At 71.7% G+C, this 19,668-nt stretch carries 19 protein-coding genes; 7 read left to right on the plus strand and 12 right to left on the minus strand.

The window, feature by feature from the left end; all coding sequences use genetic code 11:
- Window positions 1-9 precede the first annotated feature (9 nt).
- Window positions 10-885 carry a helix-turn-helix domain-containing protein gene (locus tag ABEA87_RS19265; RefSeq protein WP_345631359.1) on the plus strand — a complete coding sequence of 292 codons (876 nt, stop codon included), beginning with the start codon at window positions 10-12 and terminating at the stop codon, window positions 883-885.
- Here the strand turns inward: ABEA87_RS19265 and ABEA87_RS19270 are convergent.
- Window positions 857-1,282 (minus strand): hypothetical protein, encoded by a 426-nt coding sequence (locus ABEA87_RS19270; protein ID WP_345631361.1) that lies wholly within the window; start codon window positions 1,280-1,282, stop codon window positions 857-859. The two genes, ABEA87_RS19265 and ABEA87_RS19270, sit on opposite strands and share 29 nt — an antisense overlap.
- Before the next feature lie 9 nt (window positions 1,283-1,291).
- Entirely contained in the window at window positions 1,292-2,215 is a 924-nt protein-coding gene (locus ABEA87_RS19275; RefSeq protein ID WP_345631363.1) for a ParA family protein, read from the minus strand.
- Between the two features lie 416 nt (window positions 2,216-2,631).
- Here ABEA87_RS19275 and ABEA87_RS19280 point away from each other — a divergent pair, with 416 nt between their 5' ends.
- Complete coding sequence (locus tag ABEA87_RS19280; RefSeq protein ID WP_345631365.1) at window positions 2,632-3,249, plus strand: FKBP-type peptidyl-prolyl cis-trans isomerase; 618 nt, start codon at window positions 2,632-2,634, stop codon at window positions 3,247-3,249.
- 83 nt (window positions 3,250-3,332) lie between these two features.
- Here ABEA87_RS19280 and ABEA87_RS19285 read toward each other — a convergent pair whose 3' ends face one another.
- The 3 genes from ABEA87_RS19285 to ABEA87_RS19295 all read right to left on the minus strand — a co-directional run bounded on the left by ABEA87_RS19285 (window position 3,333) and on the right by ABEA87_RS19295 (window position 6,635).
- On the minus strand, window positions 3,333-4,619 hold the full coding sequence (locus tag ABEA87_RS19285) for a citrate synthase (protein ID WP_345631366.1): 1,287 nt from the start codon (window positions 4,617-4,619) through the stop codon (window positions 3,333-3,335).
- An 88-nt stretch (window positions 4,620-4,707) separates the two neighbouring features.
- On the minus strand, window positions 4,708-6,129 hold the full coding sequence (locus ABEA87_RS19290; protein ID WP_345631367.1) for a serine/threonine-protein kinase: 1,422 nt from the start codon (window positions 6,127-6,129) through the stop codon (window positions 4,708-4,710).
- 131 nt (window positions 6,130-6,260) lie between these two features.
- Window positions 6,261-6,635, minus strand: a complete 375-nt coding sequence (locus ABEA87_RS19295) for a hypothetical protein (RefSeq protein ID WP_345631368.1) — start codon at window positions 6,633-6,635, stop codon at window positions 6,261-6,263.
- 288 nt (window positions 6,636-6,923) lie between these two features.
- Here ABEA87_RS19295 and ABEA87_RS19300 point away from each other — a divergent pair, with 288 nt between their 5' ends.
- Both ABEA87_RS19300 and ABEA87_RS19305 read left to right on the plus strand, forming a co-directional pair.
- Window positions 6,924-7,124, plus strand: coding sequence for a hypothetical protein (locus tag ABEA87_RS19300; protein WP_345631369.1), 201 nt, complete (start codon window positions 6,924-6,926; stop codon window positions 7,122-7,124).
- A gap of 183 nt (window positions 7,125-7,307) precedes the next feature.
- Window positions 7,308-8,711: a cellulose binding domain-containing protein gene (locus ABEA87_RS19305; RefSeq protein WP_345631370.1), complete on the plus strand. Its 1,404-nt coding sequence runs from the start codon at window positions 7,308-7,310 to the stop codon at window positions 8,709-8,711.
- 65 nt (window positions 8,712-8,776) lie between these two features.
- Here the strand turns inward: ABEA87_RS19305 and ABEA87_RS19310 are convergent, their stop codons facing one another.
- The 7 genes from ABEA87_RS19310 to ABEA87_RS19340 are packed head-to-tail and all read right to left on the minus strand — an operon-like array spanning window position 8,777 to window position 16,583.
- Window positions 8,777-9,730 carry an SRPBCC family protein gene (locus ABEA87_RS19310; RefSeq protein WP_345631371.1) on the minus strand — a complete coding sequence of 318 codons (954 nt, stop codon included), beginning with the start codon at window positions 9,728-9,730 and terminating at the stop codon, window positions 8,777-8,779.
- A 7-nt stretch (window positions 9,731-9,737) separates the two neighbouring features.
- Complete coding sequence (locus tag ABEA87_RS19315; protein ID WP_345631372.1) at window positions 9,738-10,961, minus strand: vWA domain-containing protein; 1,224 nt, start codon at window positions 10,959-10,961, stop codon at window positions 9,738-9,740.
- On the minus strand, window positions 10,954-11,847 hold the full coding sequence (locus ABEA87_RS19320) for an AAA family ATPase (RefSeq protein WP_345631374.1): 894 nt from the start codon (window positions 11,845-11,847) through the stop codon (window positions 10,954-10,956). Before ABEA87_RS19320 ends, ABEA87_RS19315 begins: the two co-directional genes overlap by 8 nt.
- Before the next feature lie 7 nt (window positions 11,848-11,854).
- Entirely contained in the window at window positions 11,855-12,817 is a 963-nt protein-coding gene (locus ABEA87_RS19325; RefSeq protein ID WP_345631376.1) for an XdhC family protein, read from the minus strand.
- A 25-nt stretch (window positions 12,818-12,842) separates the two neighbouring features.
- Window positions 12,843-15,233: an aerobic carbon-monoxide dehydrogenase large subunit gene (locus ABEA87_RS19330; RefSeq protein ID WP_345631377.1), complete on the minus strand. Its 2,391-nt coding sequence runs from the start codon at window positions 15,231-15,233 to the stop codon at window positions 12,843-12,845.
- Window positions 15,230-15,706, minus strand: coding sequence for a (2Fe-2S)-binding protein (locus ABEA87_RS19335; protein ID WP_345631378.1), 477 nt, complete (start codon window positions 15,704-15,706; stop codon window positions 15,230-15,232). The genes ABEA87_RS19330 and ABEA87_RS19335 overlap by 4 nt, the downstream gene beginning before the upstream one ends.
- A gap of 1 nt (window position 15,707) precedes the next feature.
- Entirely contained in the window at window positions 15,708-16,583 is an 876-nt protein-coding gene (locus tag ABEA87_RS19340) for an FAD binding domain-containing protein (protein WP_345631380.1), read from the minus strand.
- Between the two features lie 165 nt (window positions 16,584-16,748).
- Here ABEA87_RS19340 and ABEA87_RS19345 point away from each other — a divergent pair, with 165 nt between their 5' ends.
- The 3 genes from ABEA87_RS19345 to ABEA87_RS19355 all read left to right on the plus strand — a co-directional run bounded on the left by ABEA87_RS19345 (window position 16,749) and on the right by ABEA87_RS19355 (window position 19,615).
- Window positions 16,749-17,696, plus strand: a complete 948-nt coding sequence (locus ABEA87_RS19345; RefSeq protein WP_345631382.1) for a LysR family transcriptional regulator — start codon at window positions 16,749-16,751, stop codon at window positions 17,694-17,696.
- Between the two features lie 43 nt (window positions 17,697-17,739).
- On the plus strand, window positions 17,740-18,906 hold the full coding sequence (locus ABEA87_RS19350; protein ID WP_345631384.1) for an XdhC family protein: 1,167 nt from the start codon (window positions 17,740-17,742) through the stop codon (window positions 18,904-18,906).
- A 112-nt stretch (window positions 18,907-19,018) separates the two neighbouring features.
- A complete protein-coding gene (locus ABEA87_RS19355; RefSeq protein WP_345631386.1) occupies window positions 19,019-19,615 on the plus strand; it encodes a nucleotidyltransferase family protein in 597 nt (198 codons plus the stop codon).
- Window positions 19,616-19,668 lie beyond the last annotated feature (53 nt).

Raw genomic sequence — 19,668 nt, forward strand, 5'->3', positions numbered from 1 at the left:
ATGGAACCTGTGAACACGCCTCCCCCGAGTCTCGGAGACTTCCTCCGGGCCCGGCGCGCCCAGCTGACACCACGGGAGGTCGGTCTGCCCGACACCGGGTCGTTCCGGCGCGTCGAGGGGCTGCGCCGGGAAGAGGTGGCGCAGCTCGCGGCCATCAGCGTCGACTACTACACCCGCCTCGAGCGGGGCCGGGTCGAAGCGTCTGCCTCGGTGCTCGGCACCCTGGTCCGCGCACTGCGGTTGGACGAGGACCAGCAGGCGTACCTCTATGAGCTGGCCGGTAAGACGGCGGGCCGGCCGCGCCGCCGTCCGCCCCAGCGGCTCCGGCCGGCCATGCGGCGCCTGCTCGACCAGCTCACCGAGACCCCGGCCATGGTGCTCGGACGGCGCATGGACATCCTCGCGTGGAACGCCAGCGCCGCCGCCCTGTTCACCGACTTCTCGAGGATCCCCGCGAACCGCCGCAACTACGTTCGCCTGCTCTTCACCGATCCCGCCATGCGAGCGCTGCACACCGACTGGGAGAACGCCGCCCGCACCGGCGTGGCCTCGCTGCGCATGGAGGCCGCCAGAGACCCCGAAGACCCCGACCTCGCCGTGCTGGTCGGTGAGCTATCGACGCGGGACCCTGATTTCCGCACCTGGTGGGCCTCCCACCAGGTCTCCAGCAGCAGCGCCGGCACGAAGCGCTACCGGCACCCCATCATGGGCGAGCTCACCCTCGACTGCGACGTGTGGGACAGCCCCGACGGCAGCGGGCAGCGCCTCATGGTGTTGACCGCCGAGCCCGGCACCCCCGCACACCAGGCCCTGGGCATTCTCGCCTCCTGGACCGCTGGAGCGCCGGATGGCGGGGTCAGCCCCGGGCCGGCGCCGGGCGGCTGATGGACTCGGAGTCCAGCCGGTGGCCGACCGTCCACTCCACGATGGTGCTGGTCACCTGAGCCTTGGCGGCCTTGCTCGGCACCGCGATGCCCAACTCCTTCGCCAGCGCCCGCAGCTGCGCCACGGTCAGCTTCAGCTCGTCGACGTACCGGATGCCGGACGCGCGGTCCCCGATCCCCGACAGGTACTCCCGGACCCGCTGCACGCTCACGGTCGGCGCCGCCGTCGCGCGGCTCGTTCCCGCACCGCGAGCCGCCACCCGGCCACCCTTCGGCACCAGTTCCAGCTTCGCGCTGCCCTCGGCGAGGTCCGCCAGCTGGTCGGCCGGGAGCCTGCGGATGAACTCCGCCACCTTGAGCAGGACGAGATGGGTGAGGTCGGCCGGGTCGGTTGTCACGGGTACTCCCTAGATCCGGATCTTCGCGACGAATTCGCTGGTGAGCTGCTGCAGTTCGTACTGGACGTTGGGGTTCGCGTCGGGCGCGAGGACCGCCGGGATGCCGTCCGATCCGGCGGTGCCGAAGAGGGTCTTGTTTTCCCTGAGCGTCTGGTTGAACACGGGAACCTCGATCGTTCCCGGCTGAGCCACATAGTTGCGCTGGGCCAGGATCGGGCCGGAGCTACTGTACTGGATCATATTGAAGACGACGCCCAGAATAGTAGGGTTGATCGAGGCGGCCTCCGAGCCGGCCACCCGGTTGTAGTCGCGCACCAGCTCGGACAGCTTGCGACGAAGGTAGTCGATGCCCAGCGTGGAGAGGTAGTCGGGCCGGGCCGGCACCAGGATGTGCTCGCTGGCCACGATTCCGGTACGGGTCACCATGGTGAAGTTGGGCGCGCAGTCCACCAGTACGGCGTCGTACTCGTCGAACGCCTCGTGCTCCAGCGCCTCGGCGAGCGCCCGGTGCAGCTTCAGATAGCGAGGGCTGCCGTGCTGGAAGCGCGATCCCCCCAGGTCGGCCGCGAAGTCCAGATCGACGTCGATCAGCCCGAGGTGCGACGCGATGAGGTCCAGGCGGCCGGTGCCGTGCCGGCCGATGACGTCATTGACGATCTGCGGGGTCAGCACGTACCTGTGCAGCGTCCGCACCCTGTCGTCCCCGGCGTCGTCCTCCAGCACCGAGCCGAACCACTGCAGGATCGTCCGGCCGTCGGCCAGCTCCTCCTCCCAGTATCGCGGCCGGTAGAAGGAGAACGTCAGGCTGGCCTGGGGATCCAGGTCGATCAGCAGTACCCGGCGGCCGCGCGAGGCGAGTTCCGCCCCGATATTGGCCACGATGGTGGTTTTCCCGACGCCGCCCTTGTAATTGATCACCGAGACTACGGTCATCGCGCACCCCGTACCGGTGCTCCGCCAACCCCAGGCATGCCCAGCAGCATGCCACGTCCGGGGCGGCGGCGGCGTCGGCCGGTGCGGGGAGAGGACCTGGCCACAACGGCAGTCGCGCGGGCGGCATTGGCAACTTTATGAGGTCGACCAGGTACCTTGTGCTAGGTCCGCCTGGCCTTGGCCCGGCGGACGCCACTCATTGAAGCCCCACCGAACTTTCCTGCAGGGAGCGATGTCCAGTGAGCGACCGGGTGCGTAGCAGCCAGCCTCGGGGGTCGACGACCGCGCGGAGACCGCCGACGGTCCAGCCGTTGGGTAAGGGTCAGCCGACCGCGTCGGATCACCCTCGCGACGGTTATCCCCGGGGCAAGGCGGGCTCGGGTGGCCGGCCGGTCGGCAGGGTCGGCAAGCAGCCGATGACCAAGAACGAGAAGCGGCTCGCCGCCAAGGCGGCCAAGGCCGCCGCCGAGGCCGAGGCCGCGAGGCGTCGGCAGCGGCGGCAGTTGGTCACCATCATCGTCGCGGTGATAGTGGTGGCCGCCCTGGTCGTCATCGGAGTCCTGGTGTTCGGCGGAAAGAAGCACGACAGCGCCGCGAAGGCGACCCCGTCCGTGAGCGCGAGCGCGAGCCCCGAGGCGTTCGCGTCGCTGCCGCCGGGCGCCGACCCGGCGTTGGGCACGAAGCCGACCGTCAAGCCGGACACCACCACCCCCACCAAGCTGGACGTCACCACCCTGATCCAGGGCACGGGCGCCGCCGTCAAGTCCGGGCAGAACCTCACCGTGAACTACGTGGGGGTCTCCGACAAGGACGGCTCCGAGTTCGACTCGTCGTGGAAGAACTCGCAGGCGTTCACCTTCGTCGTCGGCCAGGGCAACGTGATCCCCGGATGGGACCAGGGCCTGGTGGGCGTCAAGGTCGGCAGCCGCGTCCAACTGGACATCCCGTCGAACCTCGCCTACGGCGACAACCCCACCAACGGGGCTCCGGCCGGCGCGCTGCGCTTCGTCGTGGACGTGCTCGCCGCGCAGTAGGACGCCGACGATAAAGCGGGCGCGACCGGTGCTCCGGTCGCGCCCGCTTCGGTTTGGCTACTGAGGATCTGGTCGTTCGGTGCTCAGGCGCGCTGCTCCATCGGCGTGTACGCGCGCTCGGTCTCGCCGGTGTAGATCTGGCGGGGGCGGGCGATCTTGGTCATCGGGTCCTGCATCATCTCCCGCCACTGCGCGATCCAGCCGGGCAGCCGGCCGATCGCGAACAGCACGGTGAACATGCGGGTCGGGAAGCCCATGGCCTTGTAGATGAGGCCGGTGTAGAAGTCCACGTTCGGATAGAGCTTGCGCTCGATGAAGTACTCATCGGACAGCGCGATCTCTTCCAACCGCAGCGCGATGTCCAGCAGCGGATCCGGCTTGGCCATGCCGTTGACGATCTCCTGCGCGGCCTTCTTCACGATGGCGGCCCGCGGGTCGTAGTTGCGGTAGACCCGGTGGCCGAAGCCCATGAGGCGGGTGCCGGCCTCCTTGTTCTTGACCTTCCGGACGAAGGACTCCGCGTCGTCGCCGGCCAGGTGGATCCGCTGGAGCATGTCCAGCACCGCCTCGTTGGCGCCGCCGTGCAGCGGACCGAACAGGGCGTTGACCCCGGCCGACACCGAGGCGAACATGTTCGCCTGCGCCGAGCCGACCAGCCGCACCGCCGAGGTTGAGCAGTTCTGCTCGTGGTCGGCGTGCAGGACGAACAGCATGTCCAGGACGCTGGCGTGCATTGGGTCCAGCTCGTACGGCATGCTCGGCACGCCGAACGTCATGCGGAGGAAGTTCTCGACGTACCCGAGCGAGTTGTCCGGGTACAGGAACGGCTGGCCGATCGAACCCTTGAACGCGTACGAGGCGATGGTCGGCAGCTTGGCCAACAGCCGGACCGTGGAGATTTCGACCTGTTCGTGGTCGAACGGGTCCAGGCTGTCCTGGTAGAAGGTGGAGAGCGCGCTGACCGCCGAGGACAGCACCGCCATGGGGTGGGCGTCGCGCGGGAAGCCGTCGAAGAACCGGCGCATCTCCTCGCGCAACAACGTGTGCCACTTGATCCGGTCGGTGAATTCGGCCAGTTCGGTGGCGGTGGGCAGTTCCCCGTAGATCAGCAGGTAGGCGACCTCAAGGAACGACGACTTCTCCGCGAGTTGTTCGATGGGGTAACCGCGATAGCGGAGAATTCCGGCATCACCATCAATATAGGTAATTGCCGATGTACAAGAAGCGGTGTTGACGAAGCCGGTATCGAGCGTTACGTGTCCGGTCTGATTGAGCAGACCAGTGACGTCGATTCCGGACGGGCCCTCGGTCGCATCTTTGACCTTCAGCGGGAGCGTGGCATCGTCAAATCCAAGGCTGAAACCCGTCATGGGCCCAGTGTGCGGCATCTCGTGACGGCCGCCACCCCGGGGTGTCGGAGATGCTGATCACTTCTGGGCCCAATCGGGAACAGATTGTCTATTGGTTCTCACCGTCTGGCGGCCCGCTGGGCTGGTCCGTCGGAGACTCCGGAATGGACGGTGGCGCGCTCGACGGCTCGTCGGGCGGCAGGGACGGGGTCGTCGCGGTTGGGGTCGGCGTCGGCGACGGTGACCTGGACGGCACCGACTTCGACGGGGGCGCGGAGGTCGGACTGTCGGCCGGGGTGGGGGAGCTTCGACCGAGCGCCGCCCGGTGCCGGGACGCTTCGGGAGTCGGGGACAGCGAAATCGCGCCGGGGATGAACGGCGCGGGAGAGAAGGTCTGCTGCGGTGCCGGTGGCGCGGGCGGAGGTTCGCCCTTGTTCAGCAGTACGGCCACGCCGGCCACCGCCACCAGCACCAGGACTCCCGCCCCGGTCAGCACCCCCATCCGGCGGCCGCGCCTGGAACCCGCGGTGGTGGGCCCACCGAAGCCGGCGACCGGCTGGAGGACCGTGCCCGCCTCGGCCCCGCCGCCCGCGGCGCCCGTACCGGCCTTGCCGCCCGCCCCGGGCTTGCCCACCCTGGCGTTGCGTAGCTTGGTGGCCTGGCCGGGGGTGACGACCGCGGTGGCATCGTCCGGCACGAGATCGGGCTTTGTCGCGGCCGACCGGGCGGCGGCGGCGAACGCGGCCGCACTGGCGAACCGGTCGGCCGGATCCTTGGTCAGGGCCCGAGTGACCAGGGCCCGCGCGGCCGGCGGAACCTCCTCCGGCAGCGACGGCGGCTCGTCGGACACGTGCTTCAGCGCGATTTCCAGGGCGGTCTCCCCGACGAACGGCGGATTCCCGGCCAGGCAGTGGAACGCGACGGCGCCGAGCGCGTAGATGTCGGTGGCCGGCGACACCGTCCGGCCGGACGCCTGCTCGGGCGCCATATACAGGGCGGTGCCGAGGATGGCGTTGGCGGTGGTCACCGAGGTGACGGCGTCGGATCGGGCCACCCCGAAGTCGACCAGGATGACGGTGCCGTCCGGGGTGACCAGAAGGTTCGCGGGCTTGACGTCGCGGTGCACGATGCCGTGCTTGTGCGCGGCGTGCAGCGCGTCGGCGGCCTGGGCCACCAGGTTCATCGCCTCGGCGACCGGCAGCGGGCCGTCGGCCAGCCGGTCGCGCAGCGACTCGCCGTCCACATAGGTCATCACCAGATAGGTCACGCTGGTGCCGTCGTCCATCGCGCTGCGCCCGTAGTCGTAGATGTTGACGACGTTGGGGTGGTGAAGGGCGGCCATGGTGCGTGCCTCGGCACGGAATCTGGCGTCGAAGTCGGATCCGGGAAGCCGTCCGGCATGCATCACCTTGAGTGCGACGGTCCGGCCGAGGCTGATGTCGGTCGCCCGCCACACCTCGCCCATTCCACCACTGGCGATCGGGGCGTCAAGCCGGTATCGCTCGTTGAGCACGTCCTCAGGCGTCAACACTTCAATACTCTACCCACGGCGTCCAAACGCTAAGCCGGCCGGGCCTCGCGGTCGCCGCGAGGCCCGGCCGGCAGTCGCATCGTCGCAGCCCGCGGGCCACTGGCGTCGGCGGACCGGCGCCAGCGATCGGGTCAGCGCTCCCGGAACCCGCCGAACATGCGCCGGAAAAAGCCGCCCTCCGGGGGCAGCGGCGGCGCGGGAGGGGGCGTCGCGGAGCGCCGCGTGGCCACCGGCCGGTTGTAGTCGGTGCGCTCGATGGCGTCGATGACCTGCGGCTCGTCGAAGTTCTCCGAGCCGGCGATCTCGGGTACGTAGCCGACCAGAACGCCGTCGCGCATGACCTGGGCCTCCAGGCCCGCGGTCCCGTCCGTGTCCCAGATCGCCTCGCGACCGTCCGGCAGGCTCACCCGTACCCCGAACTGGTTTACTCCGCTGCGTTCCATATGCGCGGGTACACCCCTCGCGCGCAGCTTGTCCACTACTCGCTGCGCCCGGTTCTCATCCATGGACCCCAAGATAGCTCGCCCGAGGCTGCTCTCTGTGACGTCTGAGCGGTCTCGGGGTGTCGACTTTGGTGTGTTCGCACCCGCATCGCCGTTCCTGCCCCGGCCGTTCTCGCACGGTGAGTAGTGACGGAAATCTGGTTGAGGCAAGGGAGAGCCGATCGGCCTGCCGTGCCGATCGGGGCACCGGGGCCGATCGGGGCCGGTGGGGCGTTCGTTACCGGTGGGACGGCTGTGACCGGTGGGGCCACTCCCGGGTTTCCACCGGCCGCGCCCGGGTAGCAGCCGAGGATGAGCCAGCCCGAGGAGAGCCGCGCCAAGACCGCGGACACCGACGACGTCCTGCTGCGCGTGGCGCGGGACGGCACGGCGAAGAAGGGCGCCCCCAGGGGCGGTGCCCGGGAGCCGGATGAGGCGCTGCGCCCGCCCGACGAGGAGCTTCCCGAGACGGAGCGACGGCACAGCAAGCCGCAGCACAAGCTGACCGGTTGACCGCCGGCGGCCGGCCACCCGCCGGCCGCACACCCGTCGAACGGTCGATCGACCGTCCACTCATTGACAATCTGCGATCGTTAGAGAAACCATGGATCCGGGCGCCAGGGGTCGGGTAGGTGATACCAACCTCTGCCGCCGTGCCCGGGGCAACGGCGCGGCGCCGCCCGGAAGGACAATCCCATGGATGTGCCTCGTAGGAGGCGCACCGGCGTATGGGTACGCGTTGCCCTGGTGACCGTGCTGGTCGCCGCCGTGTCGCTGCTTGCCTCGCAACTGCCCGCCGGAGCCCTGACGGTGACCGGCACCCCGTCACCCGTCACCGGCAACTCCACCTACTTCGATGGGCTCGGCCAGCCCTACGGCGGCTGCGGCCTGCCTCAGGCCAACCTCGACTCGCAGGATTTCGTCGCGCTCAACGTGTTCAACACCCCCGGCGACTACGGCGCCTATCCCCGGCCGTTGCCGGCGTCGCTCGCCGACAAGATGGGGATGTGGGACAACGGGCTCAACTGCGGGCGCTACGTGCAGGTCACGGTCGGGAACTACTGCACCGGCGTCAATGACGGGGCGCAGAATCAGCCGTTCTGCCGCAACGGATCCTGGGTCTCCGACGCGTACAACGGCGCCACCCTGACCATGCTGGTGGCGGACAGTTGCGGCGACTCGAACGCCTGGTGCCGGGACGACCCGTACCACCTTGACCTGCACAAGGACTCGCTGAACCGGTTCGTCAAGAACGGTGCGGCGGTCGGCGACCTGTACCCGAACCACTTCAACAACCGCCAGATCCAGTGGCAGTTCGTATCCGCGCCCAACTACAGCGGCGACATCCAGATCGGGTTCCTGCAGGGGGCCCAGTCCTGGTGGGGCGCCATCGCCATCTCCCACCTGCCCAACGGCATTCACGGCGTGGAGTACCAGACATCCGGCGGCGGCTGGCAGTCGGCCACAATGGACAGCGACATGGGCCAGGCGTACATCGTCTCGCCCACCACGGCGGGCGGCACCCAGTTCCAGATCCGGGTGCGGGACAGCTCCGACACGCTGGTCAACAACGGCCGGGTCTACACCTTCTCCCTGCCGTCGTCCTGCTCGAGCCAGTGCTCCGCGCCGTACAGCCAGGCGACCTACACCACGACCGACCCGGGCGGCCCGACCGGCGGTCCCTCGCCGAGCCCGTCGCGGACCACCTCGCCGTCGCCGAGTCCGAGTCCGTCGCGGACCACCTCGCCGTCGCCGAGCCCGTCGCGCACCACCTCGCCGTCGCCCAGCGCGCCGTCGGGCGGCCCCACCTGCGACGTGAACTACCAGGTGTCCAGCACGTGGCCGGGCGGCTTCACCAGCAACGTCACGGTGACCAACCGGGGATCGACGACCTGGAACAACTGGGCGGTCGCCTGGACGATGCCGGCCGGGGTGACCCTGACCGGTGCCTGGAGTTCGACCATCACCACCAGCGGTAGCGCCTGGACCATCACGGCGCCGAGTTGGGCCACCAGCCTGGCGCCGGGGGCCTCGACAAGCTTCGGCTTCCAGGCGAACGGATCGTCCACGCCGCCGCCCAGCGGAATCAGATGCGGCTGAGCGTCCGTCGATCGGCCCCGGGCGCCGGTGGGGTTCCACCCTTCCGGCGCCCGGTCCGCCGGTGGTCAGGTGAGCCAGACCACCAGCAGGACGACTATCACGACAATCACGATCAGCAGCGGCAGCAGCCGCTTGAGGATCGGCACCGCGGCCACCCGCAGCAGGTTGGCCGGCGCGACCGGTTCGGGCGGGGCCGGGGCGCCCTCGCCCGCCCTGGCCGGCCCGCCCGCGCCCGGTGAGGCGGGCCTGGGCGGCACCGGCGCCGTCGCGCCGGAGGCCGCAGTTCCGGACGCAGAATCCTTGGACGCCGCCCCGGACGCCGTCTCGGGCGGTGCCCCGGACGGCGCTTCGGGCGCTGTTTGAGGCGTGGTGGCTTCGTGCACGGTGGCGTCGTGGGCTGTGGCTCCGTGCGCCGTTGCGCCGTGGGCTGTTGTGCCGTGGGTCGCTGCACCGGTCACCGTCCCGGCCGGCGTAGATGCGGTGGCCGCCGCCTCCGTGGGCGTCGCCTCGGGCGAGGGCGCCGGGGCCGGTACCGCCGGTGTCGGCCGGGCATCAGCGTCCGGCGTGGTTGCGCCGTCCCGCAGGACCGTCTCCTTGAGCTGGTCCACGAACTGGTTCAGCAGCCGGCTGCTCACCTCCGCGATGGCGCCCCGGCCGAACTGCGCCAGCGGCCCGGAGATGGTCAGGTCGGTGCTCACCTTCACCCGGGTGCCGCCGTCCTCACCCGTCAGGTCGGCGGTGACCAGCGCCGAGGCCAGGCCACGGCCGCTGCGCTCCTTGCCCTTCGCCTCGAGCACCACGCGGTGGCGCTCGGCGTCCAACTCGGTGAACCGGACCGCGCCGCCGTACTGGGCGACCACCGGTCCAACCTTGATGCGCACCGTGCCGTGGTAGGAGTCTCCGACCACCTCGGTCAGCTGTGCGCCCGGCATGCAGGGCGCGATCCGCTCGACATCGGTCAGCACCGTCCACGCCTCATCGACCGGCCGCGGCACCACGAACTCGTTGTCCAGTCGCACTGGCTGCTCACCCTTCCCGGAACACGTTGGTGCGCCGCCGACGCGGGTCGGCCAGCGCGTCGATGAGGTCGGACAGGGCGGTCAGCCGGTGAGCGCTCACCACCGCGTCGCAGTGCGGCCAGGCCGCGGCCATGCCGCCGACCAGCGGCCGGTACCGCGGGCTCTGGGTACGCGGGTTGACCCACACGATCCGGTACGCCAGCCGGGACAACCGGGCCATCTCGCGGCCCAGTGGCGCGGGGTCGCCCGACTCCCAGCCGTCCGAGATGATCAGAATGACCGCGCCCCGGGCCAGCCCCCGCCGCCCGTACCGGTCGGTGAACTCCTTGAGCGAGGCGGCGATCCGGGTGCCACCGGACCAGTCCGGGGCGCTCCGGCCGGCGAGCGCCAACGCCACGGCCGGCGCGGAGCGGGCCAGCATCGGGGTGAGCCGGGTCAGCCGGGTGGCGAAGGTGAACACCTCGGCCCGGGTGCCGCCGGCGGCGCAGTACAGCAACTGGAGCATGGCCCGCGCGTACGGCTCCATCGACCGCGAGATGTCGCAGAGCGCGACCAGCCGGCGGGGCTTGTCCCGGTACCGGCGCCGGACCATCCGTAGCGGGTCACCACCGGTACGGCGGCCAAGCCGCAGGGTCGCGCGCAGGTCCACCCGATCGCCGTGCGGCACCGGTCGGGTGCGCCGGGACCGGCGCGGCGGGGTCGCCACCCGCAACTGGCCCATGACGTCGGCCAGCAGGGCCAGCTCCGCGACGGTCAGCTCGGCGAAGTCCCGGCCGCCGAACCGCTGTGCCGCGCTGGCCGCCGAGGGCACGTCGGTCCGGTCCCCGCCTTCGTCGGCGGAGGCCTGCCGCGCGTCGGCCCGACCGGACCCGGAATCGGAGCCGGAATCACCGGCGCGGGCGCCGGGCACGGGCGGTGCGGAGTGCGCGGCGGCCGGCGGGCGCGGCGGGGCGTTCGGGTCGCCGCGCCCGTCCGCCGGATCGGTCAGCCCGCCGAACACCTCGTCGAAGACCCGGTCGAGCAGTTCGAGCTGCGCCGGCTCGGCGGCCAGCGTGGCCCGTGCGCACCAGCGCAGCTGCGTCGTGGTCCGGGGCGCGACCAGCCGCACCGCCCGGGTGAACCGCTGGCAACGGTCGGGGCCGGCGGGCAGCCCGGCCAGCCGCAGCCGCTCGCCGAACCGCGCCACGAGTTCCGCGAGGTCCGTGGGCGTGCGGCTGGCGCCCTCACTCATCCGTGCCGACCACAGTGGACAGTCCGGCCCGCAGTGCGGCGTCCTGGTCCTCCTGATGCTTGAGCACCGCGCTCAGGGTGCGACCGGCCGCCTCCGGCGTCAGCCGCGCGATGCCCAGCGTGGTCAGGGCGCAGGCCCAGCCGATCGCCTCGGCCACCCCGGGTGGCTTCGTCAGGTCGAGGGCGCGCAGCCGGGCCACCGATCCGGCCACGGCGGCGGCCAGCGGGGTACTCGCGGCGGGTTCGCGCCGCCGGATGATGTCCGCGACGCGCTCCGACCCCGGGTAGCCGATCCAGTGGTAGAGGCAGCGGCGGCGCAGGGCGTCGTGCAGGTCGCGGGTGCGGTTGGAGGTCAGCACCGCCACCGGCGGTACCACGGCCCGCCGGGTACCCAGCTCGGGAATGGTCACCGTCGACTCGGCCAGCAGCTCGAACAGGAACGCCTCGAACTCGTCGTCGGCCCGGTCGATCTCGTCGATGAGCAGCACGGCCGGCCGGGGACCGGGGTGCTCGATGGCCGCCAGCAGCGGCCGGCGCAGCAGGTACCCGGGGCCGAACAGGTCGTCGTCGGTCAGTTGCTCCCCGCGCGCCTCGGCCAGCCGGATGCCGAGCAGCTGCCGGGGGTAGTTCCACTCGTACAGGGCCTCGGCGGCGGTCAGTCCCTCGTAGCACTGGAGCCGGACCAGCACCGTGGACAGCACGGTGGCGAGCGCCTTGGCGGCCTCGGTCTTGCCCACCCCCGGCTCGCCCTCCAGGAGGATCGGCTGGCCCATGCGCACCGCGAGGAACAGTGCGGTGGCCAGCGACTCGTCAGCGAGGTAACCGGCCCGGTCCAGCCCGGTGGCCAGCGCCTCGACGTCCGCCGGCAGCTCACCGTGCTCCGTCATGCCGCCCTCACGCCGGCTCCGCGTACCGCTCGGGGGAGTCCGCGAACGCGCCGCGGCAGCCGGAGCCGCAGAAGTACCAGGTGTGGCCGCCGTGCTCGACGGACAGCGCGTCGGGGGTGACGGCCACTCGCATGCCGCACACCGGATCCACGGCCTCGGTCACCGCGCTCGGGCGCCCGGCCACCACGCTCGGGCGCACCGACCCAGCCTCGTCGGCGGGCGCGCCGGCCGGCCCGGCATTGTGCGGCCGCGCAGCGATGAGCTCGGCGAATATCGACAGGGCGACCTCGGGCGGGGTGCGGGCGCCGATGTCCAGCCCGGCCGGCGTGTGGATCCGCTCCCGGTCGGCCGGCGCGAGGTCCAGCCCGGCCAGTACCGCCGCGCCCCGTCGCCGGCTCGCGACCAGCGCCACGTACGGCACCCCGGCCCGTACCGCCGCCTTGAGCATCCGCTCCTCGTCGCGCCCGTGCGAGGCGACCACCACGGCGTCGGCGTCGGGCGGCACCGGCGCGTCCGGATCCGTGGCGGCCACCAGGTCGTACCCCAGCGCGGCACCGACGTCCGCCATGGCGCGGGCGACCGGCGCGGCACCGAACACGTGCACCAGCGGCGGTGGGAGCATCGCCTCCAGGAAGATCTCCAGCGACCCGCCGGACAGGCACGGGTTGGCCACCGTGACCAGCCCGTCGGAGTCCTCGTCCCCGCCCCGGTCGTCCTCCGCGGGCGACGGCGTGATGCGCAGCAGGGTGGAGCGGCCCGTCTCCAGTAGCCGCAGCCCCTCCAGGCGCACCGTCGCCTCGGCGCAGGTGCCGCCGACGAACCCGTCGAGCGTGCCGTCCGCGAGTACCAGCGCGCTGTCGCCGGCCTTGGCGCTGGTCGGGCGCTGCGCCCTCACCACCGTGGCCAGCACGAACGGCGTGCGCTGCGCGCGCAGGTGCTCCACCCGTGCCAGCAGCTCGGTGCGGCTCATATCAACTCGCTCATGCCAGGCTCGCTTACGAGATCGCCAGGTCGGTGCGCAGCGGGGCGCCCTGGATCGCGCGCCAGACCGCGGCCGGAGTCAGCGGCATGTCCGCGTGCCGCACCCCGTACGGCTTGAGCGCGTCCAGCACGGCGTTGACCACGGCGGCCGGGGAGCCCACCGTGGCGGACTCGCCCACCCCCTTGGCCCCGATCGGGTGGTGCGGCGACGGGGTGACGGTGGCGCCCAGTTCCCAGGACGGGCACTCCATCGACGTCGGCAGCAGGTAGTCCATAAAGGACGCGCCGAGGCAGTTGCCGTCGGGGTCGAAGGCGATCAGCTCCATCAGCGCCATCCCGACCCCGTCGGCGAGGCCGCCGTGTACCTGCCCCTCGACGATCATCGGGTTGATCCGCACCCCGCAGTCGTCGACCGCGATGAACCGGCGCACCTTGACCTGCCCGGTACCGGGATCCACGTCCACCACGCAGATGTAGGCGCCGAACGGGAACGTGAGGTTCGGCGGGTTGTAGACGGTGGTGGCGTCCAGGTGCCCCTCGACGCCCTCGGGCAGCTCCAGGCTGGAGTGCGCGGCCAGCGCGATCTCGGTGATCGTCCTACCCTGGTCCGGATCGCCGCGCACGAACCAGCGGCCCTTCTCCCACTCCAGGTCGTCCGGCGAGACCTCCAGCATTGCGCTCGCGACGATCCGGGCCCGATCCCGGACCTTGCGGGCCACCACGGCCGTGGCCGCGCCGGAGACCGGCGTCGAGCGCGAGCCGTAGGTGCCCAGCCCGAACGGCGTCTGGTCGGTGTCGCCGTGCACCACCTCGATGTCGTCGGGCGAGATGCCCAACTCCTCCGCGACGATCTGGGCGTAGGTCGTCTCGTGCCCCTGCCCCTGCGACTGCACCGAGATGCGCAGCACCGCCTTGCCGGTCGGGTGCACCCGCAGTTCCGCGCCGTCGGCCATGCCGAGCCCGAGGATGTCCATGTGCTTGCGCGGGCCGGCCCCGACCGCCTCGGTGAAGAAGCTGATGCCGATGCCGGTCAGAGTGCCGCCGCCCTCGCCGGCCGCCCACCGTGCCCGCTGCGCTGCCTGCTCGGCGCGCAGGTCGTCGTACCCGGCGATGTCCATGGCCAGTGCCAGGGCACGGGGGTAGTCACCGGAGTCGTACTCCCAGCCGGTGGGGCTGGCGTACGGGAACTGTTCGGGGCGCAGCAGGTTGCGCATGCGCAGCGCGGCCGGATCGGTGTGCAGCTCGTACGCCAGCACGTCGACCATGCGCTCGACCAGGTACACGGCCTCGGTGACCCGGAACGAGCAGGCGTACGCGACGCCGCCCGGCGCCTTGTTCGTGTAGACCCCGGTCACGTCGCAGTACGCGGCCTCCAGGTCGTACGAGCCGGTGAACACGTGGAAGAAGCCGGCCGGGAACTTGGTGGGCTGGGCGGTGCCGTTGAACGCGCCGTGGTCGGCGATCACGGACACCCGCACGGCCTTGATCTTCCCGTCCCGGGTGGCCGCTATCTCGCCACGCATGTGGTAGTCGCGGGCGAAGCTCGTGCTCATCAGGTTTTCCGACCGGTCCTCCATCCATTTCACCGGCTTGCCGGTGACGATGGAGCCGACCACCGCGCACACGTACCCGGGGTAGATGCCGACCTTGTTGCCGAACCCGCCGCCGATGTCGGGCGAGATGATCCGGATCTTGTGTTCCGGCAGGCCGGCCACCATCGCGTAGACCGTCCGATGGGCGTGCGGTGCCTGGGTGTTGCACCAGATGGTGAGCTTGCCGGTCACCTTGTCGAAGTCCGCGATGGCGCCGCACGTCTCCAGCGGGGCCGGATGCACCCGCGGATAGAGGACGTCCTGCGCCACGACTATCTCAGCCTCCGCGAAGGCCCGATCGGTCTTCTCCTTGTCGCCGGAGGACCAGTCGAAGATGTGGTTGTTGGACTTGCCCTCCTTGTCGTCGCGGATGACCGGCGCGTCCGGATCCAGCGCGCGGCGGGCGTCCACGACGGCCGGCAGCGGGTCGTACTCGACGTCGATGAGCTCCAGCGCGTCCCGGGCGGCGTACCGGTCCTCGGCGACGACGAACGCCACCTCCTGGCCCTGGAAGCGCACCTTGTCGGTGGCCAGTACCGCCTGCGTGTCGTACGACAGCGTGGGCATCCAGGCCAGCTTCAGCCCCTCCAGGGTGGCGCCGGTGATCACCGCCCGCACCTTGGGGTGCGCCTCGGCCGCCTTGGTGTCGATGGACACGATGCGGGCGTGCGCGAACGGGCTGCGCAGCACCGCGCCGTAGAGCATCCCGGGCAGCGTGACGTCGTCGACGTAGTTGCCGCGACCGCGGATGAACCGGGCATCCTCCTTGCGGCGCATCGAGCCGTAGCCCATGGGTGTTTCCACGGTCGTCATGACGTCGCCTCCACTGTGGAGTGCTCGGCGGCCCAGCGGACCGAGCGCACGATGTTCTCGTACCCGGTGCAGCGGCAGGACTGGCCGGAGATGGCCTCCCGGATCTGCTCCTCGGACGGGTCGGGGTTGTGGTCGAGCAGCCAGCGCGCGGTCAGCATCATTCCGGGCGTGCAGAACCCGCACTGCAGGCCGTGGCACTGCACGAAGCCCTCCTGCACCGGGTCCAGGACGCCGTTGCGCTCCAGCCCCTCGACGGTGCGCACCGCGTGCCCGTCCGCCATCACCGCGAGCACCGTGCAGGACTTGACCGGTACCTCGTCCAGCCAGACCGTGCAGACCCCGCAGTTGGAGGTGTCGCAGCCCCAGTGGGTGCCGGTGAGCCCGAGCTGGTCGCGCAGGAAGTGCACCAGCAGCAGCCGGGGGTCCACGTCCCGGGTGTGCTCCTCGCCGTTGACCGTCACGGTCACCTGCATGTCAGGCCTCCTGACCCTGGGCCCGGGCGGCGGCCCGGCGCAGCGCGCGGATGGTGAGTTCGCTGGCGAGATGGCGCTTGTAGTCGACCGGGCCGCGCTGGTCGGCGACCGGGTCGCAGTGCGCGGCGGCCAGCCGGCCGGCCTCGGCGAAGTTTTCCTCGGTGGCGGCCCGGCCGCGCAGGGACTCCTCCGCCCGCGCGGCGTGGAAGTGCGGCGCGCCGACCGCGGTCAGGCCGATTCCGACGTCCGCCACGACGTCCCCGTCGAGCCACACCGTCGCGCCGGCCGCGGCCACCGCCCAGTCGCCGACCCGCCGCTCAACCTTCTCGTAGGCGGATCCGCCGCCGGGACGGATGGGCAGCCGGATCTCGGTGAGCAGCTCGTCCTGGGCCACCACCGTCTCGTACGGCCCGACGTGGAACTCGCGCACCGGCACGGTGCGCGTGCCGTGCGGGCCGCGAATCACGGCGGCGGCGTCGATCGCGGCGAACGCGGCCGACAGGTCCTCGGACGGATCGGCCTGGCACAGTGAGCCGCCGACCGTGCCGCGGTTGCGCACCACCGGATCGGCGATGACCCGTTCGGCGTCGTGCAGGATGGGGTAGTGCTCGCCGACCAGCGGGGAGGCCAGCAGTTGGGCGTGCCGGGTCATCGCGCCGATGAGCAGTTCGTCGCCCGCCAACCGGAGGTAGCACAGCTCGGTCAGCTCGTTGATGTCTATCAGCGCCTCGGGCCTGGCCAGGCGCAGCTTCATCATCGGGATGAGGCTGTGCCCGCCCGCCACCACCCGCGCCTCGCCTCCCCAGCGGGCAAGCAGGGCCAGCGCGTGCTCGACGCTGGTGGCGCGCTCGTACTCGAAATGCGCAGGTACCTGCATCAACGCCTCCATTGGCCGCCGGGCAGCCCCCGAGATCACGTTCAAGCGCCAGCTCAGGGCCATCCTGGTGAGCGGCCGACCATCGATGCAACACCGTGATAACCGAATGGTTAGGACCCGTGACGGGGGCTGTTGCGAAGGCCGCCCGGCTGCGAAGGTATGACCATGACCCTCACCCAGCTCGGGGCGTTCGTTCTCGTCGCGAGGCTCGGCTCGGTGCGGGCGGCGGCCGACGTGCTGGGGGTGAGCGAGCCGGCGGTGTCCCGGGCGATCGCGGCGCTGCGCCAGCACCTGGGTGACCAGCTGCTGGTGCGCGACGGCAACGGGATGGCGCTGACCGAGGGCGGCAGCCGGCTGTTCGGTATCGCCTCGCAGATGGTCGCGCTGGGCTCGGACGCGGAGGCCGCGGTGCGCGCCGCCAAGGGCACTCCGGCCAGGCTGAAGCTGCTGGTGTCCAGCACCATCGCCGAGTTCATCGCCACCCCGCTGCTGGAGGCGTTCGGCCGGCGGTGGCAGACCTCCTTCGACGCGTCGTCCGGGGTGGCCAGCGTCGCGGAGATGCGGGCGCTGCTGCCCAACCGGCTGGCCGACGTGGCGCTCGGGCCGGACCTGCGCGGCGACGCCACCTCCGGATTGGTCAGCGAGCCGGTGCTGAAATACCGCATCATCCTGGTCACCGGGCAGGATTTCCGGGCGACCGGTCCACCGGCCCGGTGGCCCTGGCTGGTGGATTCGTCGGGTACCGATCCGGACAGCGACACCGGGAGGCTGCTGCGCGGCTTCCGGGTACCGGAGTCGTCCATCCGGGTCTTTCCCAACCAGACCGCCGCGTGGGCCGCGGCGGCCGACGGCCTCGGGGTCGCCCCGGCGGTGGCCACCCTGGTCGGCCGGCAGCTGCGCCGCGGCGAGCTGCGGGTACTCGACACCGAGCTGACCCCGGCCGTGGCCTGCTGGTACGTGACCACGCTGGCACCGGAGCGGCGGTCGCCGGCCGCGCGGTACCTGCGTAATTTCCTGTCCACACCGGAGGCCATGCAGCTGATGTGCTCGCCTGGCACCGGTGTGTCGCCGTCCCGGTTCCGGCCACCCGTCTACGTGACGATCTGGAGCTGACAGGCGCAGAGTAAGAAGGAACGAACACGATCGGTGGGCACGCATGCGAGAAGTACTGGATGAGTTGGACAGGTGGTGGAAGGCCGACGAGCCGGTGGGGATGGCCACGGTCGTCGCCACCTGGCGCTCGTCGCCCCGTCCGGCCGGGGCCACCATGCTGGTCGGCCCGGACGGCACCGCCGTGGGCAGCGTCTCCGGCGGCTGCGTCGAGGGCGCGGTCTACGAGCTGGCCCAGGAGGTGGTCGGCTCCGGGATGCCGGTCCTGCGGCGCTACGGGATCAGCGACGACGACGCGTTCGCCATCGGCCTGACCTGCGGCGGCATTATCGACGTCCACGTGGAGCGGGTCGATCCGGCGGGCTTCCCCGAGTTCGGCGAGGTGGCCGCGTCGATCCGGGCGGAGGTACCGGTGGCGGTCGTCACCTGCGTGGCGGTCGGCGGGTCACCCGGCGCGACGGGCTCGCCCGGCGGCGGGCCGGATCCGCAGGGCCGGCTGGGCCGGCGCCTGATCGTCTGGCAGGACCGGACGGCCGGCTCGCTGGGCACCGAGCGGCTGGACGCGGCGGCCGTTGACGACGTACGGGGCATGCTCGCCACCGGCCGCACCGGCACCCTCCGGTACGGGTACGACGGGCAGCGCCGCGGCGACGAGCTCACGCTGTTCGTGTCCGCGTACGCGTCGCCACCACGCATGATCGTGTTCGGCGCCATCGACTTCGCGGCCGCGGTCGCCAGGGTCGGCGCGTTTCTCGGGTACCGGGTGACGGTCTGCGACGCCCGGCCGGTGTTCGCCACCAAGCGCCGCTTTCCGGAGGCGCACGAGGTGGTGGTGGCCTGGCCGCACCGGTACCTGCGGGGCGAGGCGGACGCGGGCCGGGTCGATGTCCGCACCGTCGTGTGCGTGCTGACGCACGATCCGAAGTTCGACGTGCCGGTGCTGGAGGTGGCGCTGCGGCTGCCACTGGCGTACGTGGGCGCGATGGGCTCCCGCCGCACCCACGACGACCGGCTGGACCGGCTGCGCGCGGCCGGCCTGACCGAGGATGAACTGGCCGCACTGGCCTCGCCGGTGGGCCTGGACCTCGGCGCCCGGACCCCGGAGGAAACGGCGGTGAGCATCGCCGCCGAGATCATCGCCGGCCGCTGGGGCGGCAGCGGCGAGCGGCTGACCTCCCAGGCCGGGCGCATCCACCACGAGACGCCGGCATGAGCGAGCGCCAGCTGGGCGAGCGCGGTGGAGCCGCTCCTCCCGTGAGGATCAGGAATTGGAGTTGCCGCGCGTTGGAGCCTCATGCCGGACCGCAGCGGAGCGAGGATCCGGCATGAGAGCGGATCAGGGGTGGGCGGGTCCGGTGACCGTCGCGGGGCTGCTGCTGGCCGCCGGGGCCGGCCGCCGGTACGGGATGCCCAAGGCGCTGGTGCGCGAGGGCGGCGCGCTGCTGGTGGAGCGGGCCGTGGCCACGCTGCGGGACGGCGGCTGCGCACCGGTGCTCGTGGTGCTCGGCGCGGCCGCGGACGAGGTGCTGGCCACGGCGGATCTCGGTGACTCGACGGTGGTGGTCAACCGGGACTGGGCCACCGGCATGGGCTCCTCGCTGCGCGCCGGCCTGGCCGCGCTGGAGGAGGAGTCCGCGGCGCCGGAGGCGGTCTGCGTGCTGCTGGTGGACACGCCGGGGATCACCTCCGGCGCGGTACGGCGGGTCGCCGGCCGGGCCGCGCCGGGCGCCCTGGTCATGGCGACGTACCACGGCGAGCCGGGGCACCCGGTGCTGCTCGGCCGCGATCACTGGAACGCCGTGGGCGAGTTGGCCACCGGCGACGTGGGGGCCCGGCGGTACCTGGCCCGGCACCCGGAGCTGGTCGAGGACGTGCCGTGCGAGGACGTCGCGGTCGGCGATGACGTCGACGTGCCGCGCTGAGACGTGCCGCGCTGAGATATGTGGGCCGGCACCAATATGTGTGCCGGCGCCAT

The organism is Rugosimonospora acidiphila (genome assembly GCF_039543385.1).
In the GTDB taxonomy this organism is placed as follows: Bacteria; Actinomycetota; Actinomycetes; order Mycobacteriales; family Micromonosporaceae; genus Rugosimonospora; species Rugosimonospora acidiphila.

What these genes read in the sequence shown, in the direction of transcription:
- ABEA87_RS19355 (WP_345631386.1), top strand. Translation starts at nt 19,019, where the DNA reads ATGAGAGCGGATCAGGGGTGGGCGGGTCCGGTGACCGTCGCGGGGCTG.
- ABEA87_RS19330 (WP_345631377.1), bottom strand. Translation starts at nt 15,233, where the DNA reads ATGACGACCGTGGAAACACCCATGGGCTACGGCTCGATGCGCCGCAAG.
- ABEA87_RS19280 (WP_345631365.1), top strand. Translation starts at nt 2,632, where the DNA reads ATGACCAAGAACGAGAAGCGGCTCGCCGCCAAGGCGGCCAAGGCCGCC.
- ABEA87_RS19335 (WP_345631378.1), bottom strand. Translation starts at nt 15,706, where the DNA reads ATGCAGGTGACCGTGACGGTCAACGGCGAGGAGCACACCCGGGACGTG.
- ABEA87_RS19320 (WP_345631374.1), bottom strand. Translation starts at nt 11,847, where the DNA reads ATGACGGAGCACGGTGAGCTGCCGGCGGACGTCGAGGCGCTGGCCACC.
- ABEA87_RS19325 (WP_345631376.1), bottom strand. Translation starts at nt 12,817, where the DNA reads ATGAGCCGCACCGAGCTGCTGGCACGGGTGGAGCACCTGCGCGCGCAG.
- ABEA87_RS19315 (WP_345631372.1), bottom strand. Translation starts at nt 10,961, where the DNA reads ATGAGTGAGGGCGCCAGCCGCACGCCCACGGACCTCGCGGAACTCGTG.
- ABEA87_RS19300 (WP_345631369.1), top strand. Translation starts at nt 6,924, where the DNA reads ATGAGCCAGCCCGAGGAGAGCCGCGCCAAGACCGCGGACACCGACGAC.
- ABEA87_RS19345 (WP_345631382.1), top strand. Translation starts at nt 16,749, where the DNA reads ATGACCCTCACCCAGCTCGGGGCGTTCGTTCTCGTCGCGAGGCTCGGC.
- ABEA87_RS19285 (WP_345631366.1), bottom strand. Translation starts at nt 4,619, where the DNA reads ATGACGGGTTTCAGCCTTGGATTTGACGATGCCACGCTCCCGCTGAAG.
- ABEA87_RS19275 (WP_345631363.1), bottom strand. Translation starts at nt 2,215, where the DNA reads ATGACCGTAGTCTCGGTGATCAATTACAAGGGCGGCGTCGGGAAAACC.
- ABEA87_RS19295 (WP_345631368.1), bottom strand. Translation starts at nt 6,635, where the DNA reads ATGGATGAGAACCGGGCGCAGCGAGTAGTGGACAAGCTGCGCGCGAGG.
- ABEA87_RS19350 (WP_345631384.1), top strand. Translation starts at nt 17,740, where the DNA reads ATGCGAGAAGTACTGGATGAGTTGGACAGGTGGTGGAAGGCCGACGAG.
- ABEA87_RS19305 (WP_345631370.1), top strand. Translation starts at nt 7,308, where the DNA reads ATGGATGTGCCTCGTAGGAGGCGCACCGGCGTATGGGTACGCGTTGCC.
- ABEA87_RS19340 (WP_345631380.1), bottom strand. Translation starts at nt 16,583, where the DNA reads ATGCAGGTACCTGCGCATTTCGAGTACGAGCGCGCCACCAGCGTCGAG.